Consider the following 21,192-nt stretch of genomic DNA (forward strand, 5'->3'; position numbering starts at 1 on the left):
GCGAGGGTGTCCAGATCGGTGTCCATCAAAGCCTCCAGAGCTTGGTTGGTTCGCAACACCGACTCTGCGACACCCTCACCCACACCCCCAGACGCCACACCGCCCCAGGACTTACTCATCTAGGGTGATGATCGCGTGGCAGCCTCGGCCTCCGAGAGCACCAGACGCCGCGGCGTGGCATGCCCAAGTTCAGTGGTGAATCGCCCATCTAGACGCCTCACGGCACTCGTACATCCCAGATCTCAGCGCCACGGTCCAGACGAAGGAGTACGCTCCCGCTAGGTCCGGGTGGGGCAGCTTGCCTCGCTTCGGACGCTACTCCAGACACACCCCCCGAGAGGCTCGGCAATGGCGCCCCACTTCGCTAAGTCAGCAACAAGCCTAATTACCGCTCTGTCGGTCCTGTTCGCCAGCATCGTGTTTCAGTCCGCACCCGCCCAGGCCGACGGACGGAGACCAACGCCGCCTGTCCAAGACATTGGCCCGGCAGTGGATCGCGCGGTCTCCCGCAAGGCGCCAGACACTCCCGATGCTCCCCAAAAAGGTCTACACCATGGCAAGGCAAGCGACTTCACGCCCAAACCCGTCGTCGCACCAGCGCCGACGCGTGCTCCAAAGTGGGACCTGCGGCAGTCCCAGAAACTCGCGCGAGTGAGCGATCCCACACGTGGACCACGACCAGGAGATCACATCCTCACGTACGGCGAGGTTCGGGCGCTCATTGCATCCGGCAGGATGAAACCCTCCGCGAGTTGGACCGCCAAGTACAACACCAAGTCGAGAGGGAGGACCTCGGCATCCTCGACCGATTCCACCTATGCCTCATCAGGCGTTGTCTCCGAGGCGCCGCTGCGGTCTGTGCAAGTCAGCCCCAAGGACGGCGCCGTCAGCCAAGGGACTACCCCCACGCTGACTGGCAAGGTCGCTGAACCGGTGCCAGGCGCGAACTATGTGTTCGAGTTCACCGTGTGCAAAACCACCGGTCTCGGCGTGCCATGCTGGGACGTCGACGAAGATCTGGTCATCGATTCAGGCTGGGTTCATTCCAGCTCCTGGAAAGTTCCGGCGGGCAAACTCAAATCCAATGAGACCTACTACTGGTCGGTTTCAGTAGGCCAGCTCTATAACGGTGAGGTGACCCCCTACTTTGGAACCATCTTCAACAGTGTCCGAGCTTTCGCCACGGGGTCGAAGCTAAAGCCAGAAGCCTACTCTAGCACGGCGAATCTGCTCAGCCCTGAAGACGCCTCGATCCTCACTACTCGCACCCCCACCCTCAAGGCTTCAGTCGTTCGACCAGAAAGCGGCGAGAAGTACCAGTATAAGTTTCACGTCGAATCGTTCGATGGTGCAATCAAGTGGGAGTCGAGTTGGCTGAACTCTCCCTCGATCACGGTGCCCGCTAGCGCGCTTTACTGGAACAAAGGCTACACTTGGTCCGTCGAAATGCGGACCGAATACCTCATATTCCTCTGGGGGCAGCAGCGTACCTTCTACCCTATCGTCCCCGTTTCGCCCGATAGTCAACTGACAGCGGATCGTCTCGCTCCGACTGATCACGCTGTCAGTATTGCTTCAGGAGCGTTCACCTCAGTCGCGACCGATGCCGCAGTCGCAGCTTCGGGCGGGTCTTTTAGCGTGTCGCGCTCGTACCGGAGCGTCGACACCGGAGTCCGGGCACTAGGTGCCGGATGGACATCGATATTCGACATGAGCATCTTCACACCAAGCGGCGCAGCAGGTCCACAGGTTCGCTTTGCTGATGGCCACGTCGAGAGCTTTGCGAGTAACCCCAACGGGGTGTATGGCGGGGCTCCTGGAAATCTGCGGACACGCTTAACGAAGTGTAACACCTGTAGCAGTTGGACCCTTGCCGACGGCAGTGGATACATCTACACACTCGACACAAAGGGCGTCTTATCGATCAAGAATGATGCGGGCCTCGAGCTAAAGGTGACACGCGACTCGTCCGGCCGTCCGACCGTACTCAAAGATGCACATTCTCCCCGCGGCCTCGCCATCACTTGGTCTGGTACTCATATCACGGCGATCGCCGCAACCCCCGCGCCGAGTGGCGTGACCGCAGTTTGGACCTATACCTATAACGGGGACAAGCTCACCAAGGCATGCGTCCCAAATCGGGGAACGACGGTTCGATGCACAACGTATGAATATCAAAACGCCGCTTTGCCAAATGTCATCACCAAAATAACGAACCCCTCCGGGGTAGCCCGCGCGAATATTGCATACACGACCGGAGGCATCACCACCTCGGTGATGGATTCAGCAAGTTCCGTGTGGAACTACTCACGGGCGAAGGTGACGGGAGGGACGGCTGTGACGGTGACCGCACCCGGTTCCCGCAAGACCGTGTACTCGATCGACGCCTCCTTTCGGATCATTCGCAAGGTCGACGCATTGGGGGGTGTCCAAGCTTGGCTGTACGACGCCATTGGCAGGCTCGCCCGGTACACGGACCCCTCCGGCGGTGCGATCGGTCTCGTATACGACGGTGAGGGTCGCATCTCGAAGCGGAGCGTCTGGCGGACACCGACGACCTTCTTCACCCAGTCTTTCAGCTACGTAAGCAGCACCGATGCGAGCGACGGCAGACTACGCTCGATCCTCGATCCTCGGGACAGCACCAACGCGCTCGCGACATACACCTACGACACATTGGGACGCGTCACACAGGAGGCCAGCGCTAGCGGCCCGGGCACGATAGCTACAAAGTTCACTTACACAGCTGGCACGGAAACCGCCGTGGGCGGCGGAGTGGTTCCCCCCGGCCTGCTCGGGTCAGTGACCGAACCGACAGGCGGAGTCACCCGATACGCCTACGGGTCCGATGGGCTTCTTCGGACTACAACAACCCCCTCCGGCCTCGTGACGACCTATAGCTACGATTCGCTCGGCCGGCTCACTGCCAGCTCAGCGACGGTAGACGGGGTCGCGAGGACCACGCAGTTCGCATGGTTCGATGACGGCACTCCAGCCTCAGAAACGCAGCCAAGAGTCGACGATGGCGTTAGCGGTGTAACCCGCCAGGACTCAACAAGCGTCTCACTGGACGTTGACTCTCGTCCGACAGCCGTCACCGTCTCTGATCTTGTCTCCGGAGCTACTTCCACTACGACGACCGAATACGACGCCCTCGGCCGAGCCACAAAGATTGTGGGACCTGACGGCTCGACTCAAGCCGAGTACACCTACGATGCCGACGGCAATGTGCTTACCGCGAAGGATGCCCGAGGATCGGTCACCCGCGCCACCTACGACGCTACCGGCCATTTGCTGCGTGTGGTCAAACTCGCCTATCGCGACCCCAACCATCCCGATGTGGCGCCACGAGACGTGACTGTCGCCGCCTACACCTGGGACCCGTCGGGACGAACATCAACGGTTACCGATGCGAACGGCGCAACTCACAAGTACGGCTACACCCTCGAAGGGCTGGTTTCGTCGGTCGTCGTCAGGGCAACACTCAATGGACCGGACCTTCCGGAAGCAGCCATTGTCTACGACGCCATGGGGAACCCGATCTCGGGTGAGCAGAACACCACAGGACCGTGGACGAAGACATACGACGCCGCCGGCCGCTTGGCCAGCACCGTCTATGCAGGTAGTACCACTACATACACCTACGACAGCGCAGGGCGACCTCTACGGGTCTCGCTGAGCGGCTCGGTCGGGGTCGAGTCGTATCAGCGAGCAGAGTACGACTCGGCTGGTCACGCAAAGCTGGTGGCCTGGGGACGCACGAGCGATGACCGAATTGTCCGCTACGCCTACAACACCGCGGGTGAAATCACTGGTGTGACCGATCCCCGTGCGACCACAACGGGGGAGGCCGCCTGGACGACGAACTACACGTACGACCCAACTGGAAAGCTGGTGCGGGTGACGAGCCCCCGGGTGTCTGTCAGGGACGCCTCAGGCACCAGTGAGGCTCGGCCCGTCGTCGCCACCGGCTACGACGCCCTGGGCCGACCGGTGAAGCAAGTCGACGCGAAAGGTGCCATATCAAGCGTCCTCTACGACGCTGCAGGTCGGGTCATCAAGTACACCGCGCCTACAGTAACCCTGGCCGGAGGGCCGACCCAACCTACCTTCAGCCGAACCATAAACGCGGCCGGAGACGTCACGACATCCACCAACCCAGACGGCCTGGTCACCAAGTACAGCTATGACAGCTGGGGACGGCTTGTGGCTAGGACCGATCCCGCGGCCGTACCCGGCGGCCTTGCGAGAATCTCAAGTTGGGAGTGGTCGGACAGCGGAATCCGCCTGGCAGCTGTCGACGCCTCGGGGCGGAAGACATCCCAGTCAATCAATTCCTTAGGGCAGGTCACAACAACCTCCGTGTACGCGGGCCCGTCGGCACAGACGACCACCTATACCTACAACCAGCGCGGCCAGGTCGAGAAAATCATCGACCCGCTCAACGCCATGACGACGCTCACCTACGACATCGTCGGCCAATTGATCGGCGTACGTGACGCAGATGGCGTCACGAACGCCTTCGGCTACGACCCCGCCGGCCACCGGACCAGGAGTACCGGCGGCGGAAGGACCACCATCACGGAGTACGACAGCGTCGGAAATCCCGTCAAGACCACGCACGAATCATCGAGCGGCACAGTCCTCGACACCAGCGTCGCCGCCTACGACCCCGCTGGCAATCGCATATCCGCCACCGGACCGATGGGCACTGGCAGTACGAGCAGCTGGGACGCCCTGAATCGCCAACTCACGCTGTCAGACACCGACGGAACAACAACCCGGATGGGATACGACGCCACCGGGTTGCTGACCAGCATAACCGATGCTCGCGACAACACCACAAGCCTGAGCAGGAATCTGCTCGGCGAGGTCACCAGCATTGTGGAACCCGCTACAGCAGCCTTCCCGACCCTTAGCGACCGCACCTGGACCATGGACTACGACATGATGGGCAACCCGGTAAGAACCGTGGCTCCCGGTGGCGTCACAACAACCCGGACCTTTGATGCCGATGGGAACACTCTGACCGAGTCTGCTACCGGGGCTGGTATTCCCTCTGCCAACCGGACTTTCACCTACGACCCCACCGGTCTCCTCACATCGGAGGCCACCCCAACCGGAAAGCAGTCGTTCTCCTACGACACACGAGGCCTTCTGACATCGTCAAGTGGTCCACTAGGCTCCTCGTCCCACGTTTACGACGCTGCGGGTCGATTAACCTCGTCCACCGACGCATCAGGGACCACTGCCTCGTCCTGGACGCCGGCTGGCCGCGTGGCGTCAGTCACCACGGGGGCCGGCGTCCAAACCTTTGACTACAGCAGTGACGGCGAGCTATCAAAGGTCAAGCTACCCGGGGCCGTCCGAACCTTCTCACGTGACGGCAGCGGTCGAGTAGTGGGCGATGTTGTCACCAATGCTCAGGCTTCAGTGGTCTACTCCTGGAACGGCACCTACGATGCGGCTGGCCGCCTTATCAGCGAGCAGATCGGCCCTAGCACTATGGCCGGCTCGGGCGCGACTACCTACACCTACAACCCGAACTCCGAGCTCACAGCCTGGGTCGATCCGTCTGGCGTACATCACTCCCGGACGTATGACGAGGTCGGCAATCTCAGCAGTGAAGACGGCGTCGACTACACCTACGACCAGAGAAATCGCCTACTCACTAAAGGCGACACCACTTACGCCTACAGCGCTCGCGGTACTCGACAGAGTCAAACGACATCCGGAATCCAAACAAGCCTCGCCTGGGACGCGCTCGACCGCCTAGTGGCAGCCGGCACCAAGACCTACACCTACGACAGCTTGGACCGGATCGCGTCGGCGAACAACTCACCGTTCAGCTATTCGGGTTCCGAACTTGAGCCCGCCAGTGACGGCCAAACCAGCTGGTCACGACTCGGATCGACCCCACTGACGGCAGACGGAAAGTACCTCATTTCCGATCAGCACGACAACGTGCGGGCAACGATAGCGGGGGGCAGCGTTACCTCCAACGCTAACTGGTCCCCCAGCGGAACACTTTCGTCAGGCACCGTCGCCAGTGCCATCGGCTTCCAAGGCCAGTGGAGCAACGGAACGTTCGTCCATATGCAGTCCCGCTGGTACGACTCTGCCACCAGCAGCTTCATGAGCCGCGACACCGCGACCGTGCCGGTCAACCAGGTCAATCGCTACCAGTACGCCCTAGGAAACCCGATCACGCACACCGATCCGACCGGTCAGTGGTGCACCGACGTGCCCTCCTGCGTCGCCGAACTCGGATTCGAAGCCGGGACGATCGTAGGTGGGGTGATCTCCGGCACAGGCACCGGAACAGAGGTCGGCGCCGTAGGTGGAACTTTCGTCGAACCCGGCGGAGGGACACTTGTCGGCGGCGGTCTAGGAGGCCTCATTGGCGGTGCAATCGGATTTGGGATCGGCCTCTGGATTGTTTCCTCGAACCTGAACCAGCCCGCCGAGCTGCCGTTGCTAGGCGGCGGTACCGTATTGCCCAAATCGGGCGCTGGCACTGACACCACTGTCCCGTCCGTGGTCGACTGGACGAAGACGCTTGACTCGTGGCTGACCACGCAGGCGGCCGGTATCGAGATCGAGATCCAGAAGGCTATCGACGGGGTCGGTGGTGCCATAGCTACGGCGAACAACGCCCTAGCCGTAGCCGACAAGGCTATGGCTGGGCTGAACAAGGCTGTCGCTGAAGCCAACAGGATCCTAACCCAAATGAGCAGCATGCTAGCCGGAGCCAACTGGGCCGATACCCCGGACCATTCCGAGAAGCTCATTACCCGTCCAGCCGACCTCGCCAAGCCGATCGGTGTCCTGCCTGTGGACGCACCACGCCTGTGTGGCATCTCCTCCGCGGTCTGCCAAGGCACCGCGCTCGACGCCGCAGGCCTAGACTTGGCGAGCCCGCCAGACCTGATCACCTCGTTCACCCCGAGAGCTTCGCTGCCGGAGGACCCGACCCCAGAACCGGGCGCTAGGCCCGGCGATCCCGATCAGCCCAACGTCCCCGCCACCGCAGCAGACCCGAGCATCCCAGCCGGGTCCACCTCGGAGACAGAAACATCCGGAAGTCGAATCACGTCCGCCGTGCGCAAGAAATACTTTGTGGAGGGCGCCAAGCCCGACACCTGTTCGTACTGCCAGCAAAATCCAGCCGAGCATCTGGATCACGTCATTCCCCGCAGCAAGAAGGGCGACCTCTCACCGGCTAATCTGACACCCGCCTGCTCCTGGTGCAATCTGTCTAAGGGCGCAAGGCCGGCTCCGGTCAATCCACCACCCGACTACACCGGAGAGTGGCCCCCCTCGTTCTGGCCAACCAGGATGCTGGATTGGTGGAGGTCGGCATACGGAGGAGAAGGAGGAAGGAAATGATCGCCTCGCACCCCGACCCGGTGGCGCGTCCTCACCCCAGCTACATGCTGCGAGTAGCCCTTGACGATGTCGGCCCCGGGGAGAACCACGAGCAGCTCTGGACCAAGCAAGTGGGCCATGACCTCTACGAGATCTGCTGTATCCCCTTCTTCGCCGACCAGCTTGCGCTTGGCGACGTCGTACGAGCGGACAGCGATTACCGGATCCGGTCAGTCGTCCACAGGTCGAGGAATGGTGTAGTCCGGATAGCGATCAAGCGCCCGGAGGACATCGACTCCTTGCACCCACTACTGCACGAACTTCTCGTACGATCAAATTACCTACACGAATGGTTCGTTCCCGGATATGTGGCCGTCAATATTAATCCCGAAGAATCCCACAAGGAATTCTTCGCCGACCTATCCACACTCGGCGACTCCATAGAAGTCGAGCATATGGTCACCCCCGACTAGTCACCGTGGCCAGGGTTCATCCACTGGCACGAGACAGGCAAGTGAGATACCTGTCGTGGCGGAGGGCCCAGCCAGCCGCCTCCCAGTAGGCTAACCCCAAGTCTGGTTCGCCGGACAGCCACGCTGAGACCATGCAGCGGTCACCCACGGTCAAGGATGCTCGCGCGATGGATCGAGCCTGCACTCTCAGCTTGGGAAGCTGGCTGGGGCCCGCAGAGTGGGCCTGTTTGCGCCTCAGCGGGCGGCCTTTCCTCACCTTCACCGACCGCCAGCGACCCCATTTGGGGCACGCCGAGGGCACGCCACGCGTGTTCGATTATCCGCCGGGACCATGCCCCTTCACGATGGCCGCACAAACGAGCGGCTCGTACGCCCGCACCACAATGCGACCCAAGGCGCGCATTACCCAGAGAAGCTCGGGCATCGCCGCCTCGACAGCGCGCAGGATCAACTCCGGCGGCGGTGTTCTTGGTCTAGCTCCGTGATGCACTCCGCCGAGCACGATGGCAAAGTGCTGGATCAGCTGCTGCGCGGTCACCGAAGGGATGGCTCCGACCTCCGGATGGTCCGGCTGAAGGACCGCCACTTTCAACAGATCCTTGACTGATCCCCGCATGACCCACCCCTCGAGCGCATCTGGAGCGCGATCGAGGTTGAACAGGGGCTCCAGCAGAGCCGGGTCGAGCTGCTCCTTCGACACCCAAACCGAACCTCTTGGACCTGTCCTGAGGACAGCAGCCGTGCCCCAGACGCACACTGGCTTGCGCTGATACCAGCCCCGTTCACGCAACTCCTTCGTAGCTCGGTCCGCAACGGCGCCACCGTCGATGAGGAGTCTGCGCATCAGCCCACCGGCCTGGATTGCGTCATAGCTCGTCGACGTCAGGCTGCTACGCAGCCGTAGGTCCTCAACTGTCTCCACGAAGATCGACACCAGATCCACGGAGCGAGCATGCCAGACACTATGCCCCGCTTTTGGCCCCCGCCGGGCGTGCGTCAGGATCCCAGCGCCGGGTGATACTTCTGCGCGACCTACACCTCGTTTCAAAGAGCGCACGCCTCGCCGACGACTTCAAACAGCAGTGCTCACTAGCTCAAGCTCCGGGCGCCTATTGGCAACCTCGCCAAGCCAGGCCAGCGACGGGTTGGGGTGCGCTCGAAGGACCCCGGGTCCCAGGAGATCAGGTCGAAGCTGGGCATGTAGAAGCCCCATTCGTAGTTGTGACAGCAACGACGCTGGATCCTTGGTCACGTGCAGCGGGATCGGCCAGATCGGGTTCCTGGTGACGCGCAGGGCTAGGTGCCATGCACGGGCCGAATCCGATGGTGTAGAGGAAGCTACCGATGTGGAGCATCGCGAACAGCACAGCCGAGACCAGTGCGAGAGTGACCTCCCAAGCGGGTGCCGTCGAGCGAGTCGTGGCCTCGGTCGTGTCAGTCATCGGATCTCGGACCCGGCTGCACCTCGTCAGCCAGGAGCCCAGTACAGGGTGACCGCCGCTCGCTTTCCACCATGCTTCGCTCAGCCCAGGTTCGGCCATCTGCCCAGCAGAATGATGGGGTGGATGTGAAGTCGAAGTGGGCGTTCAAGCGCCTCGTGGATGAGTTGTCATCGGACCAGTACAGGCAGATGATCAGTGCCTTGCGTGATTCGGGTACGCCGATGCCGGGCTGGACTGATCGCCTCGCTCCCGATCCGGCTCGCGATTTGCCGGCCGAAGCCGTACGGATGCTGGTGCCACTGGACGACCTCGTCCGAGCCCTCACCCTGGCAAGGACTGCCCGTCGAGGCGACTCTTACGACGACCCCAAGGGTGGGGTGTGGTTGGTTGCATCTGAGGGCCAGGTGCGCGTGTGCGGTAGCGACGACTACGCAGCTGCGTTCATGGATCTGAGCGCGGCGGTGGATGTGCCCGGAACGGTTGTGGCTGATGCCCGCGACATCTGGCAAATCGTCGAGGCGCTGCGCAAAGGCACGCCGCCCCGGCAGCGATCGGCGACATATGTGACTCTCGAAACCGAGGGCGAGAAGCACATTCGCATCGGTGTCAATGGCCGCTCCCACCGGGCGACGCTCTTGCCGAGGCATGTCTTCGCGCCGCCTCTTCCGCCGAGCCCTCGTTCGCTAGTGGCGGTTGCGGACAGCGCAGCGTTCCGTCGCGCTGTGCTTCATGTTGTCCCTGTGGCCGGCTACGACGCCTGGCGTCAGACCGACCGGAAAGACCTTGATTACGTTGGCCTGCGCGCAGCAGACGGAGTTCTAACCCTTGACGCTTGCCACCAGTATCACGCCGCCCAGGCCAACCTCGCGGTCTCCCCTGAGGGCAGGATCGAAGCCCTTGTCCACTATCTCTGGCTTCGCCAGATGTCTGCTGCAACCCTCGGCCCGGTCCAGATAGGTCAGATTGCTGACATCGGCGAACATGGACTCTTCGTGGCTTGCGGCGAGCGCTGGGCGGCCTGGACATCTCACGTTCGCCCGTGGCGCGAGCGCTTCGTTCCAATGCCTCTCGTGGACGGCACGACCGTCACGTTCCAACGCGATGACGTGCATCGTCACCTGATCGACGCTAAGCGCCTCGCTGAAGCGAGTTGGGCAGGAGGCAACAGCACCCTCGTCGAGGTCACAGTCAGCGATGGTGCGATGAGCGTGGCCTCGCTCCTTGACCCTGCGAGCGCGCATACCGGAGTTCTGCATGTCCCCGCAGAGGTTGAGGCCGCCGGAACTACGCGCATGGTGCCGCTGCGTATTGGGACGTTCCTCACATTGCTGCAGACTTTCGCGAAGCAGGAGGTTTCGCTCCACTTCGGTGACGAAACCGTGATCTACGCAACGACTCCCGGATACCGTCCCGAGCAGCGCCCACCCAAATTGGCAGCCGTACCAAGGGCGATCGCTGCCGAGTTCGAGTTGCTATAGCCTCACGTGATCCATGACGGCATCGCGGCTGGTTCAACTTCATACCTGACGCTTCTCGGCGGTCAGCATAACTAGCTCCTTCTTGGCGATAGTGATCATCAACTCGACTTCACAGTTCGCGAGCCCGTCATACACCTGGTTGTCGTTCGGTCAGTCTGCCTGATCTTGGGTATTGATGCTCTGAAGACTGTCGATGCCGCGGCCGCGGAGTCGATAGCTGGCGCCTCTTGAGGGTGAGGACGTCGGCGTGGTGGACGATGCGGTCGATCATCGCGGCGGCGACGGCCTGGTCGCCGAAGACGCCGCCCCAGCTCGAGAACGGCACCACGACCTCAGTTACGACGCGGCAGAGCAGCGGTTCATGACCGAGAACCGGTCAACGTCGTTGATCGCTCGCCTGATTCGGCCCGCCGAGATCGCCAACCTGGTCAGCTTCGTCACCGGGGCCGGGTCGAGCGCAATCAACGGCAGCGTGCTACGCAGCGACGGAGGCATCGTCCGCAGCGTGTCGGCGGCCACGAGAAACTGCCCAGTGACGGCCACGAAAGTGCCCGCTGGCGGTCATGAAACCTGCCCGGTGGTGGTCACGGGATCTGCCCGGACGTGACGTTGTTGCCCCGCCGTGTCGTGCGCGGTGTGGGCCCCTTCCTCGGGGTGCGATTGGCGGTGCTGAGTCGCTGTCGCCCCGAGGAAGGGACATCTTGAAGTCTGCCGAGGAGATCATGGAAATCTTGGATGCTTACGATCTGACTGGGTCGTTGCGTGATGCCGCCGAGTTGGCGGGTTGTTCTCACCACACGGTGAAGCGGTATGTGGAGGCCCGCGACAGGGCGGGCGGGCCACCGGATCGGCCGGTGCGCCGGTCGCAGTTGATCGATCCGTTCCTGGACAAGGTCGAGGAGTGGGTGGACCGGTCGAAGGGCAAGGCGCGGGCGGACCGGGTCCACGCCAAGCTGGTGTGGTTGGGCTATACGGGTTCGGAACGGACCACGCGCCGGGCGGTGGCCGAGGCGAAGACGGCGTGGCATGCCGGGCGGCGCCGGGTGCATCGGCCGTGGGTCACCGAGCCGGGCATGTGGTTGCAGTACGACTACGGCGACGGCCCGGTGGTGGACGGGGTCACGACGATCTTGTTCGTGGCCTGGTTGGCGTGGTCGCGGTTCCGGGTGGTGTTCCCGATCCGGGACAAGACCCTGCCCTCGGTGTTCGCCGCTTTGGATGTGACGTTCCGCCGGCTGGGTGGGGTGCCGACCTATGTGTTGACCGACAACGAGAAGACGGTCACCGTGGAGCACATCGCGGGGATCCCGGTGCGGAACCCGCAACTGGCCGAGTTCGCCCGTCACTATGCGGTGACGGTCCATACCTGTGTCCCGGCCGACCCGGCGAGCAAGGGCGGCACCGAAGCAGCGGTGCGGATCTCGAAGGCCGATCTGGTGCCGACCGAGGCCAACCTGGCCGACCAGTACGGGTCGTTCGCCGCGTTGGAACAGGCCTGCCGCGAGTTCTGTGACCGGGTCAACAACCGGGTCCATCGAGTCACCCGGCGGTTGCCGGTGGAGATGCTGGCCGAGGAACAGGCCCGGCTGCACCCGGTCAACGCACGGCCGTTCACGGTCGCGTTCGGTGTGACCCGGCAGGTGCCGGTCAACACCCCGATGATGACCTTCGAGCACGGCCAGTACTCGGTGCCGCACCAGCTGATGGGGCAAACGGTGTGGGCACGGGTTCATGGACACGGCGGCGACGAACAGATCGTCATCACCCATATCGGCGGCGACGGCCCGGTCGAGGTCGCCCGCCACCGCCGGGCCACCCCCGGCACTCCGCAACTCGACGATGCGCATTTCCCGCCCGCCCCCGAGGGTGCGCTGGACCGCAAGCCGAGGCCGAGGAACACCGCCGAGGCCGAGTTCCTGACGATCGGCGAGGGAGCCCGTCTGTGGCTGATCGAGGCCGCCGCGGCGGGCACCACGAAGATGCGGGTCAAGATGGCCACCGCGACCCAGCTCGCTCGGCTGTTCAGCCCGGGCGAGGTCGACTGGGCACTAGGTCATGCCGCGGTCCATGGCCGATTCGCCGAGGCCGATCTGGCCTCCATCCTGGACCACCACCGCACTCGGCCGGCCGCCGGGCAACACCGGGCCGGCGAGAACGCCTCCCTGACCCAGGGCACCGCCGCCTGGGCCCAGTACGGCACCACCGAAGGAGACCACCCGTGACCAGCCACACCATCGTTCCCGTCCCCGGCGTTCCCGTCGCTCCACCGCTGCCCGCCGACCTGGAAGCGCTGCTGCGCCGGCTCCGGCTGCCGCACATCCGCCGGCATGCCCCCGACGTGATCGCGACCGCGAAGAGTCAACGCTGGGACCCTGCCGAGGTCCTCAAGGTGTTGCTCGCTGAGGAAGCCGCCGGCCGGGACCGGTCCGCCCTGGCCACCCGCCGCAGCGCGGCAGGGTTCCCCACCGGGAAGACCTTCGACACCTGGCAACCCCCACTGTCGTCCATCCCTGCACCGACCCAGCAGGCATTACGCACCCTGGAATGGATCGGCCGTCGGGAGAACCTGGTCGTCTGCGGCCCCTCCGGCACCGGGAAGACGTTCCTGCTCGAAGCGCTCGGCCAACAAGCCGTCGAAACCGGGCTCCACGTCGCCTGGTTCACCCTCGAACAACTCGGCGCACTCCTACGACGACACCGCGCCGACGATACCGTGTCGAAAGCGTTCGCCCGGATCCTGCGCGCCGACCTGGTCGTGGTCGACGACATCGGCCTGCTACCGGTCGCCACCGACGCCGCCGAAGGGCTCTACCGACTCGTCGACACCGCCTACGAGAAACGCTCCATCGCGATCAGCAGCAACCTGCACCCCGCCGGGTTCGACGAACTCATGCCCAAGACCCTGGCCACCGCCACCGTCGACCGGCTCCTCCACCACGCCCACGTCTGCCAGACCAGCGGCGACAGCGTCCGCCTCACCCAAGCCCTCACCGGCAAGGGGGTGACCGCCCTGAGCTAACCCAAAACCCGGTCGTCGGTGGCCAACCAATGGGCAGATCCCATGGCCACCACCGGGCAAAACTCGTGGCCATCACCGGGCAGGTTTCATGACCGCCTCCGGGCAGAAACCAATGGCCCTTGACACAGCGTGTTCTGAGATCCGCACTCCCAGCCGTCAGCTGTGGCGGCCGCACGACCTCTGGTGGTGCGACCGCCACGTTGACGATCCTGGCGGTCCCACACTGACCTGCTCCGGCTGCGGTGGCGGGTTGCTGTATGTGCTACCTGAACGCTCGCACACAGCCCCCGATGCGGAGACTAATTGGGGCTACCGGCAACATCGAACCACCCACGGCACCAGCGCGCCCCTGCCGGGAAGTAAGAGAAACACCTAGTGAGAGACGTGTGCTCGTTCGCGCTACTCCAGATTGGGTCGACGGCGACAGGAGTTTGCCCTGTCACCCTTCCGCACTAAACTCCCTAGTCAGGAGCACAAATGGTCGGGGCGACAGGACTCGAACCTGCGATCTCCTGCTCCCAAAGCAGGCGCGCTAGCCACTACGCTACGCCCCGGACGGCGGCCGTCGGCGACGGTCAGCCGCGTCGAGTCTAGGCCAGTTCGGCCTCCGCCGAGAACCAGCGCTGCCTACCGGGACCGTGAACCGTGGGCTCTAGTCGTACTAGGGTCAGTCGAATGGGAAGCCCATTCAACGACATCGACGCCTACCTTGGACTACCCCGGTGTTCCGGTCTCATCCTCTCGCCGGACGGAACCCGCCTGATCACGACCATCTCCACCCTCGACAGCAAGCGCACCCAGTACCGCAGCGCGCTGTGGCAGATCGACCCCTCCGGCACTCAGGACGCCCGCCGGCTCACCCGCTCCCGCAAGGGGGAATCGTCCCCGGTGTTCACCGATGCGGGTGATCTGCTGTTCGGCTCGTCCCGTCCCGACCCGGACGCCGAGGACGACGAGGAGGGACCCGCCGGGCTGTGGCTGCTGCCCGCGTCCGGCGGCGACGCCGTGTTGATCGGCAGCCGGCTGGGTGGCTTCGGCAAGGTGCTCAGCCACGGCGGCCAGCTGCTGGTCGCCGCCCCGCGGCTGGATGCGGCGTCCGACGAAGCCGACGACGACCGGCTGCGCAAGGAGCGCAAGGAACGCTCGGTCACCGCCATCCTGCACGCCAGTCATCCGGTGCGGCACTGGGATCACGACCTCGGCAGCGCCGTCCACCTGATGGCGGCGACCCTGCCCGAGCCGGCCGGACCGACCGATCCGGTCCGGATCGAGGTGCGCGACCTCACCCCGGACGCCACCGCACGACAGTTGGACGACTTCGATCTGGCCGCGGACGGCAGCTTCGCGGTGCTGGTGGACGCCCGGGTGGGACGCGCCGGCGATTGTCACGAGCGCCTGGTCAGGGTCGATCTCGGCGACGGCAGCACCACGATCCTGGTCGACGATCCGGACGCCGACGCCTTCGCCCCGCTGATCTCCCCGGACGGCACCCGGCTGCTGTTCAGCCGCGCGCCGCTGACCTCTCCCGAACGCCCGCCGCGCCAGGAACTGCACCTGCTCGACCTGGCCAGCGGCGAATCCCAGCGGGTCGCCGCCGACTGGGACCGCTGGCCGACCGCCCAGGTCTGGCTGCCCGACGGCAGCGGGGTCGTGCTGGTCGCCGATTCCGACGGTCGGGCACCCGTCTTCCTCCTCGACCTGGCCACCGGCACCGTCCGCCGGCTGACCAGCGACGACGCCAGCTTCACCGATCCGCAGGTCTCCCCCGACGGCCGCTGGGTGTACGCGCTGCGCACCTCCTACCTGGCACCGTGCGCCGCGGTCCGGATCGACCTGGACGCCTTCCGCACCGGCGGCGTCCCGGTCGAGGCCGAACTGCTCCGCAACCCGGCCCCGGCGCCGGAACTGCCCGGCACCCTGACCGAGGTGACCACCACGGTCGCCGACGGCAGCACGGTGCGCGCCTGGCTCGCGTTACCCGCGGACGCCGCCGAGCAGCCGGCCCCACTGCTGCTGTGGATCCACGGCGGCCCGCTGAGTTCCTGGAACGCCTGGAGCTGGCGCTGGTGCCCGTGGCTGCTGGTCGCCCAGGGCTATGCGGTGCTGCTGCCCGATCCGGCGCTGTCCACCGGCTACGGCGAGGCCTTCATCGCGCGCGGCTGGAGCCGGTGGGGCGCCGAGCCGTTCACCGACCTGATGGCGATCACGGACGCCGCAACGGCCCGCGGCGACATCGACGCCTCCCGGACGGCGGCGATGGGCGGCTCGTTCGGCGGGTACATGGCGAACTGGATGGCCGGCCAGACCGACCGGTTCTCGGCCATCGTCAGCCACGCCTCGCTGTGGTCGCTGGACCAGTTCGGACCGACCACCGACCACTCCTACTACTGGGCCCGCGAGGTCGACGAGACGATGCGCCGGGACCACTCCCCGCACGCCTTCGTGGAGCAGATCCGGACGCCGATGCTGGTCGTCCACGGCGACCGGGACTACCGGGTGCCGATCGGCGAGGGGCTGCGGCTGTGGTGGGAGCTGCTCAGCCGCTCCCAACTGGCGCTGGACGCCGACGGCAACACCCCGCACCGGTTCCTGTACTTCCCCGACGAGAACCACTGGGTGCTCAGCCCGCAGCACGCCGCCATCTGGTACGGCACCGTCTCGGCGTTCCTGTCCCAGCACGTGCTCGGCGAGGCCAAGCCCTATCCGGAGCTGCTGGGCGGCAACTGAGCGGCGTCCGGTCCGGCTCAGACCAGCGACTGCCCCAGCGCCAGCCAGGCCAGCACGGCGAGATCGTCGGGATCGGAGAAGTCGGACGCCGCCACCGACGCCAGCAGCCGCCGGGAGTTCTTGGTCGCGCAGGCGGCGGCCTGTTGCGCCATCGGCCACTCCTCCGGGCAGAGCTGCAGCAGGCCGACCAGTTGGGCCTGCCGGACGGCGTCCACCCCGACCGGTTCGCCGGGCAGGTCGCCGCCCAGCGCGTTGATCAGCCCGGCGAAGGACCCGCCGGAGACCTCCTGGCTGCGCAGGTTGAGCACGTTGAGCTCCAACGCCACCCAGCCCGACCCGCTGGGCCGGCTGAGCAACGCCAACGCCTCCTCGCGGGCGTCCTCGCCGAGCGCCAGGCTGGCCAGCCAGGCGGCCATCACCACTCGTCCGTAACCGGGCTGCGGGTGCACCAGCTGCAGCCGGCGCAGCGCCGCCCGGAGCATCCGGGCGTTGCCGGAACGCTGCCCGCGGACGATGCCGGTGGCGATCGCCAGCAGGTCGGCGTCCTGGCTCCAGTCCCGGTCGTCCAGCAGCCGCTCCGCGGCGGACGGCGCGCTGACCAGCGCCCGGCCCTGGGCCTCTGCGACCACGAACGCACCCGCCGGCGTCACCGGTTCGCGGCCGCGCAGCACCTGGGACGCGCCGGCGGCCAGCAGGGTCTCCAGCATCGGCGCGAACGAGACGGTCAGCGCGGTCAGCCCGCGCGGCGAGTGCAGCGTCACCCCGGCCCGCCCGGGCCGGCCGATCACCTGGACGGCGTCGCCCTCGGCGCGGGTGGTGGCCGGGGGCTGCACCACCAGCGCATGGTCGGGGTCACGGAACTCCCACGGCTGCCCGGCGGTCAGCTCCAGCGGAGCCAGCCAGGCCGGCAGCCGGGCGCCCAGGGCGTCCATGGTCGGGTACAGGTCGGCGCGCAGCGTGCCCACCCAGCGGCGTCCGGGGCTGAGCGCCAGGTCCGCGGGGGCCAACGCGAAGCCGTCGCCGTCGGCCCGCAGCCAGCCCTGGGTGAGTCGCAGCCCGACGACCGGCGCGGCGCGTCCGGCCGGTCCGATCGCGATCAGGCCCTCGGCGCCGGCCGCCCAGGCCCAGACCACACAGCCGGGGCCGGGACGGATCGACAGTCGCGGCTGCCCGCACAGTTCACCGCGCGGCGGACCGGGGGAACCGTCCCCGCGGAACACGACGTCCGGGAGGAGATCGGAGGAACCGTCCGCACTGACCGGATCGGCGGCCCGCAGCGCCCAGCGCACGCTCCAGGCCTCGCCCACCGCATGCCGGACGGCGCAGCCGGCGTCCCCGATCGCGAAGCCGTGCTCGACCTCGTCGGCGTCGTCGGTGAACCGTCCGGTCGGCCGCAGCCCGGCCAGGGTGAACCGCGCCCAAAGGTCCTCGCCGTGCAGCAGTTCGAAGCCGGTTCCGTCGGCGTCGACCCGCACCGCGAAGGCTCCCCAGCGCATCGCCCGGCTCCTCAGCGCCGCCGTTGGCAGCGCGGGCACCAGTACAGGTTGCGGCCCTCCAGCACCTGGCTGCGCACCGGCGTGCCGCAGACCAGGCAGGGCAGCCCGGCCCGCCGGTAGACGTAGACCTCGCCGCCGTGCCGGTCCACCCGGGGAGCCCGGCCCATCGCCTCGGGCAGGTGCTCGTCCCGGACGGTGTCGATCCGGCCGTCCCGCACCCCCAGCCGCAGCAGCACCACCAGATCGGCCCAGACCGCGTTCCAGGTCCGCCGGGAGATCGTCTTGCCCTCTTTGAACGGGTTGATCCGGTGCCGGAACAGCACCTCGGCACGGTAGATGTTGCCGACCCCGGCGGTCACCGCCTGGTCCATCAGCAGGGATGCGATGGTCCGTCCCGAGCGGGAGATCTTCGCCCACGCCTTCTCGCCGGTGCATTCCGGACGGATCGGGTCGTCGCCGGCCTTGGCCATCACCTCGGCCCGCGCCTCGTCGGTGATCAGCCGGCACCACTGCGGGCCGCGCAGCTCGGCGCGATGGACGTCGCGGGCGATCAGCAGGCGCAGGGTGTCCGGACCGGCCGGTGAGGTGGGCGGGCCGTCCAGCAGCCACAGCTTGCCGATCAGCCCCAGGTGGATGTGCACCACCCGATCGGGTCCGAAGTCGATGAACAGATGCTTGCCGTAGGCCTCGGCCGCGCTCAGCGTCCCGCCGTTCAGCAGCGCCGCCTCGTCGGCGAACCGGCCCTGCGGGCTGCTCACCGCGACGCTGCGCCCGGCGAACCGTTCGGTCAGCCCGTCGGCGAGCCGATGGATCACGTGTCCCTCGGGCATGGCCTTTCCCCTGCTCGTCCGGACGCCGTCAGCGGGTGTGCTGCGCTTCGTACTGCTCCAGCATCGCCACCCGGCGGGCGTGCCGCGGGTCGCCCGAGAACGGGGTCTCCAGGAACACCGTCACCATTTCCAGGGCGTCGCTGAGCGACTGCATCCGGCCGCCGAGCGCCACGATCCGGGCGTCGTTGTGCTCACGCGCCAGCCGCGCGGTCATGGTGTTGTAGGCCAGCCCGGCCCGCACTCCCCTGACCTTGTTGGCCGCGATCTGCTCGCCGTTGCCGGAACCGCCCAGGACGATGCCGCGGCTCTCCGGGTCGGCGGCGACGGCCTCCGCGCAGGGCAGCACGAAGGTCGGGTAGTCGTCGGTGGCGTCGTAGGAGTGCGCGCCGTGATCGACCACGTCGTAGCCGGCGCTGGACAGTTCCTTGGCCAGGAACTCCTTCAGGTCGTAGGCCGCATGATCGGCCGCGATGTGCACGCGCATCCCGTCAAGATAGCCGAAGTCCCTAGTGGCGGCCTCCGCTGGTGAAGCCTGTCGAGACCCGGCCGGCCGAGCGTGTCGAACCCCCGCTGGTCGAGCCTGTCGAGACCCGGGTTCGACAAGCTCGGCCAACGGTCGCGGTCAGTCGAAGATCGGGCCCACCGTGCGGGTCCGCTTGGCCTCGAAGAAGCCCGGGTAGGCGGTCAGCTTGGCGAAGCCGTCGAACAGGTCGCCGGCCGCCTCGCCCTTGGGCGCCGGGGAGATCACCGGGCCGAACAGCGCCATCCCGTTGAGGTGGACGACCGGGGTGCCGACCTCGTCGCCGACCGGGTCCATGCCCTCGTGGTGGGAACGCCTCAGTTCGTCGTCGTTGGCGTCGGTGTGACCGAGCTCGACCAGCTCCGCCGGCAGGCCCGCCTCGGCGAGCGCGTCGGCGAGGGTTGCGTCGGAGCGGTCATGTCCGCCCGGGTGCAGCCGGGTTCCGATGGCGGTGTAGTAGTCCCGCAGCTTCTCCGGGTGCTCCCGCTGGACGGCCAGCGCCACCCGCGCCACCGGCAGCGCCTCGTCCAGCATCAGCCGGTACTCCTCGGGCAGGTCACGGCCTTCATTGAGCACCGACAGGCTCATCACGTGGAAGTAGACCTCCACGTCGCGCACCTTCTCCACCTCGAGCAGCCAGCGCGAGGTCATCCAGGCCCACGGGCAGGTCGAGTCGAACCACATGTCCACACGTTGCGTCATGCGCTCACGGTAGTCCGCAGGTCCGACATCGCATCCGGCCGCTCACCGGTTGACTGCGCCGGGACGCCGACCCTGGCCCTCGGCCGCCGGGTCGCGCCAGGATGGCCTGCATGACCGCCGCCGTGGGCATCGACATCGGGACCAGCAACACCAAGGTGGTCCGAGTATCGGACGGTGTCGGCGAGGTCGTGCTCAGCCGCCCGACACCCGCCGGGCTGGACGACCTGCTGGCGCTGGTCGTCGCCGGGCTGCGGGCCGCCACGGACGCCGGACCGGTCGCCGCGGTCGGCATCGCGTCGATGGCCGAATCCGGCTATCCGCTGGACGCCGACGGCCGGGCGCTCACCCCGTTGTTGTCCTGGCGGGACGCCCGGGACGACGCCGAGATCCGGGCGCTGGCCGGACGACTGGGCGCCGACGCGCTGTTCGCCGCGACCGGGGTGCGTCCGGGTCCCAAGCCGTCGCTGGCGGTCTGGCTGTGGCTGCGCTCCCGGCACCCCGACACGTTCGCCGCGATGCGGCGCTGGGCCGGGGTCGCGGACGCGGTGCACCTGGCGCTGACCGGCGAGCTGCGCACCGATCACACCCTGGCCGGACGCACCCTCGGCTACCGGCTGCCCGCCGCCGGCGATCCGCTCGCCGGCTGCTTCGACGCCGCCCTGCTCGCCGAGGCCGGTCTCGAACCGCAGCAGTTGCCCCGGGTCAGCCTGCCCGGCGACCCGCCGGCGGGCGTCCTGCCCGGCACCGGCACCGGGCTGCGGACCGGCACCCCGGTGCTGGTCGCCGGTCACGATCATCAGGTCGCCGCCTGGGCGTCCGGCGTCCGGGCCGTCGGGCAGATCGCCGATTCGGTCGGCACCGCCGAGGCGATGCTGCACCTGGTCGACGGAGTTCCCGACCGGCCCGCGGTGCGCGCCCAGGGGATGAGCGTCGTCCGCACCGTGGACGGCGTCACCGAGGCGCTGCTGGCCGGCACCGGCTCGGCCGGCGGCCTCCTGCAATGGCTCGCCGACCGGCACACCGGCGGCGACGTCACCCTGCTGCTCGCCGGCACGGAGCCGTCCGAGCCAGGGCTCCGCGGCGCCCTGGCCGGGCCCGGCCGGCTGCTGCCCTACCCGGCCGGACGGCAGTGCCCCC

At 66.6% G+C, this 21,192-nt stretch carries 14 protein-coding genes and 1 tRNA gene; 8 read left to right on the plus strand and 7 right to left on the minus strand.

The window, feature by feature from the left end:
* Positions 1-651: 651 nt before the first annotated feature.
* The gene (locus QM582_RS16810) at positions 652-7,389 is read left to right on the plus strand and encodes an RHS repeat-associated core domain-containing protein (RefSeq protein WP_415086328.1); all 6,738 of its coding nucleotides are present in this window, start codon (positions 652-654) and stop codon (positions 7,387-7,389) included.
* The gene (locus tag QM582_RS16815) at positions 7,386-7,841 is read left to right on the plus strand and encodes a DUF4265 domain-containing protein (protein WP_415086330.1); all 456 of its coding nucleotides are present in this window, start codon (positions 7,386-7,388) and stop codon (positions 7,839-7,841) included. Before QM582_RS16810 ends, QM582_RS16815 begins: the two co-directional genes overlap by 4 nt.
* A 316-nt stretch (positions 7,842-8,157) precedes the next feature.
* On the opposite strand, the gene QM582_RS16820 is transcribed toward QM582_RS16815, so the two are convergent.
* A complete protein-coding gene (locus tag QM582_RS16820; protein WP_415086332.1) occupies positions 8,158-8,784 on the minus strand; it encodes a hypothetical protein in 627 nt (208 codons plus the stop codon).
* 618 nt (positions 8,785-9,402) lie between these two features.
* On the opposite strand from QM582_RS16820, the gene QM582_RS16825 reads away from it, so the two are divergent.
* Entirely contained in the window at positions 9,403-10,761 is a 1,359-nt protein-coding gene (locus QM582_RS16825) for a hypothetical protein (RefSeq protein ID WP_415086334.1), read from the plus strand.
* 127 nt (positions 10,762-10,888) lie between these two features.
* Here the strand turns inward: QM582_RS16825 and QM582_RS16830 are convergent, their stop codons facing one another.
* The gene (locus tag QM582_RS16830) at positions 10,889-11,089 is read right to left on the minus strand and encodes an ATP-binding protein (RefSeq protein WP_415086336.1); all 201 of its coding nucleotides are present in this window, start codon (positions 11,087-11,089) and stop codon (positions 10,889-10,891) included.
* Between QM582_RS16830 and QM582_RS16835 the strand changes: the two genes are divergently transcribed.
* The 3 genes from QM582_RS16835 to istB all read left to right on the plus strand — a co-directional run bounded on the left by QM582_RS16835 (position 11,009) and on the right by istB (position 13,780).
* Positions 11,009-11,368 carry a hypothetical protein gene (locus QM582_RS16835; RefSeq protein WP_415086351.1) on the plus strand — a complete coding sequence of 120 codons (360 nt, stop codon included), beginning with the start codon at positions 11,009-11,011 and terminating at the stop codon, positions 11,366-11,368. The two genes, QM582_RS16830 and QM582_RS16835, sit on opposite strands and share 81 nt — an antisense overlap.
* A 94-nt stretch (positions 11,369-11,462) precedes the next feature.
* On the plus strand, positions 11,463-12,983 hold the full coding sequence (gene istA / locus QM582_RS16840; protein WP_415086337.1) for an IS21 family transposase: 1,521 nt from the start codon (positions 11,463-11,465) through the stop codon (positions 12,981-12,983).
* Entirely contained in the window at positions 12,980-13,780 is an 801-nt protein-coding gene (gene istB / locus QM582_RS16845) for an IS21-like element helper ATPase IstB (RefSeq protein ID WP_415086338.1), read from the plus strand. The genes istA and istB overlap by 4 nt, the downstream gene beginning before the upstream one ends.
* 478 nt (positions 13,781-14,258) lie before the next feature.
* On the opposite strand, the gene QM582_RS16850 is transcribed toward istB, so the two are convergent.
* Positions 14,259-14,334, minus strand: a tRNA-Pro gene (locus tag QM582_RS16850).
* A 121-nt stretch (positions 14,335-14,455) separates the two neighbouring features.
* Here QM582_RS16850 and QM582_RS16855 point away from each other — a divergent pair.
* Positions 14,456-16,507, plus strand: a complete 2,052-nt coding sequence (locus tag QM582_RS16855) for an alpha/beta fold hydrolase (protein WP_415086340.1) — start codon at positions 14,456-14,458, stop codon at positions 16,505-16,507.
* Positions 16,508-16,524: 17 nt separating this feature from the next.
* On the opposite strand, the gene QM582_RS16860 is transcribed toward QM582_RS16855, so the two are convergent.
* The 4 genes from QM582_RS16860 to QM582_RS16875 all read right to left on the minus strand — a co-directional run bounded on the left by QM582_RS16860 (position 16,525) and on the right by QM582_RS16875 (position 20,055).
* Entirely contained in the window at positions 16,525-18,042 is a 1,518-nt protein-coding gene (locus QM582_RS16860) for a hypothetical protein (RefSeq protein WP_415086342.1), read from the minus strand.
* A complete protein-coding gene (locus QM582_RS16865) occupies positions 18,015-18,833 on the minus strand; it encodes an Fpg/Nei family DNA glycosylase (protein ID WP_415086344.1) in 819 nt (272 codons plus the stop codon). The genes QM582_RS16860 and QM582_RS16865 overlap by 28 nt, the downstream gene beginning before the upstream one ends.
* Before the next feature lie 28 nt (positions 18,834-18,861).
* On the minus strand, positions 18,862-19,317 hold the full coding sequence (locus tag QM582_RS16870) for a ribose-5-phosphate isomerase (RefSeq protein ID WP_415086346.1): 456 nt from the start codon (positions 19,315-19,317) through the stop codon (positions 18,862-18,864).
* Positions 19,318-19,455: 138 nt separating this feature from the next.
* Positions 19,456-20,055 carry a DsbA family protein gene (locus QM582_RS16875; RefSeq protein WP_415086348.1) on the minus strand — a complete coding sequence of 200 codons (600 nt, stop codon included), beginning with the start codon at positions 20,053-20,055 and terminating at the stop codon, positions 19,456-19,458.
* 110 nt (positions 20,056-20,165) lie between these two features.
* On the opposite strand from QM582_RS16875, the gene QM582_RS16880 reads away from it, so the two are divergent.
* On the plus strand, positions 20,166-21,192 hold a 1,027-nt coding region (locus QM582_RS16880), incomplete at its 3' end, for an FGGY family carbohydrate kinase (protein WP_415086350.1).

The sequence above is a fragment of the Micropruina sp. genome (assembly GCF_047607385.1).
Taxonomy (GTDB): domain Bacteria; phylum Actinomycetota; class Actinomycetes; order Propionibacteriales; family Propionibacteriaceae; genus Micropruina.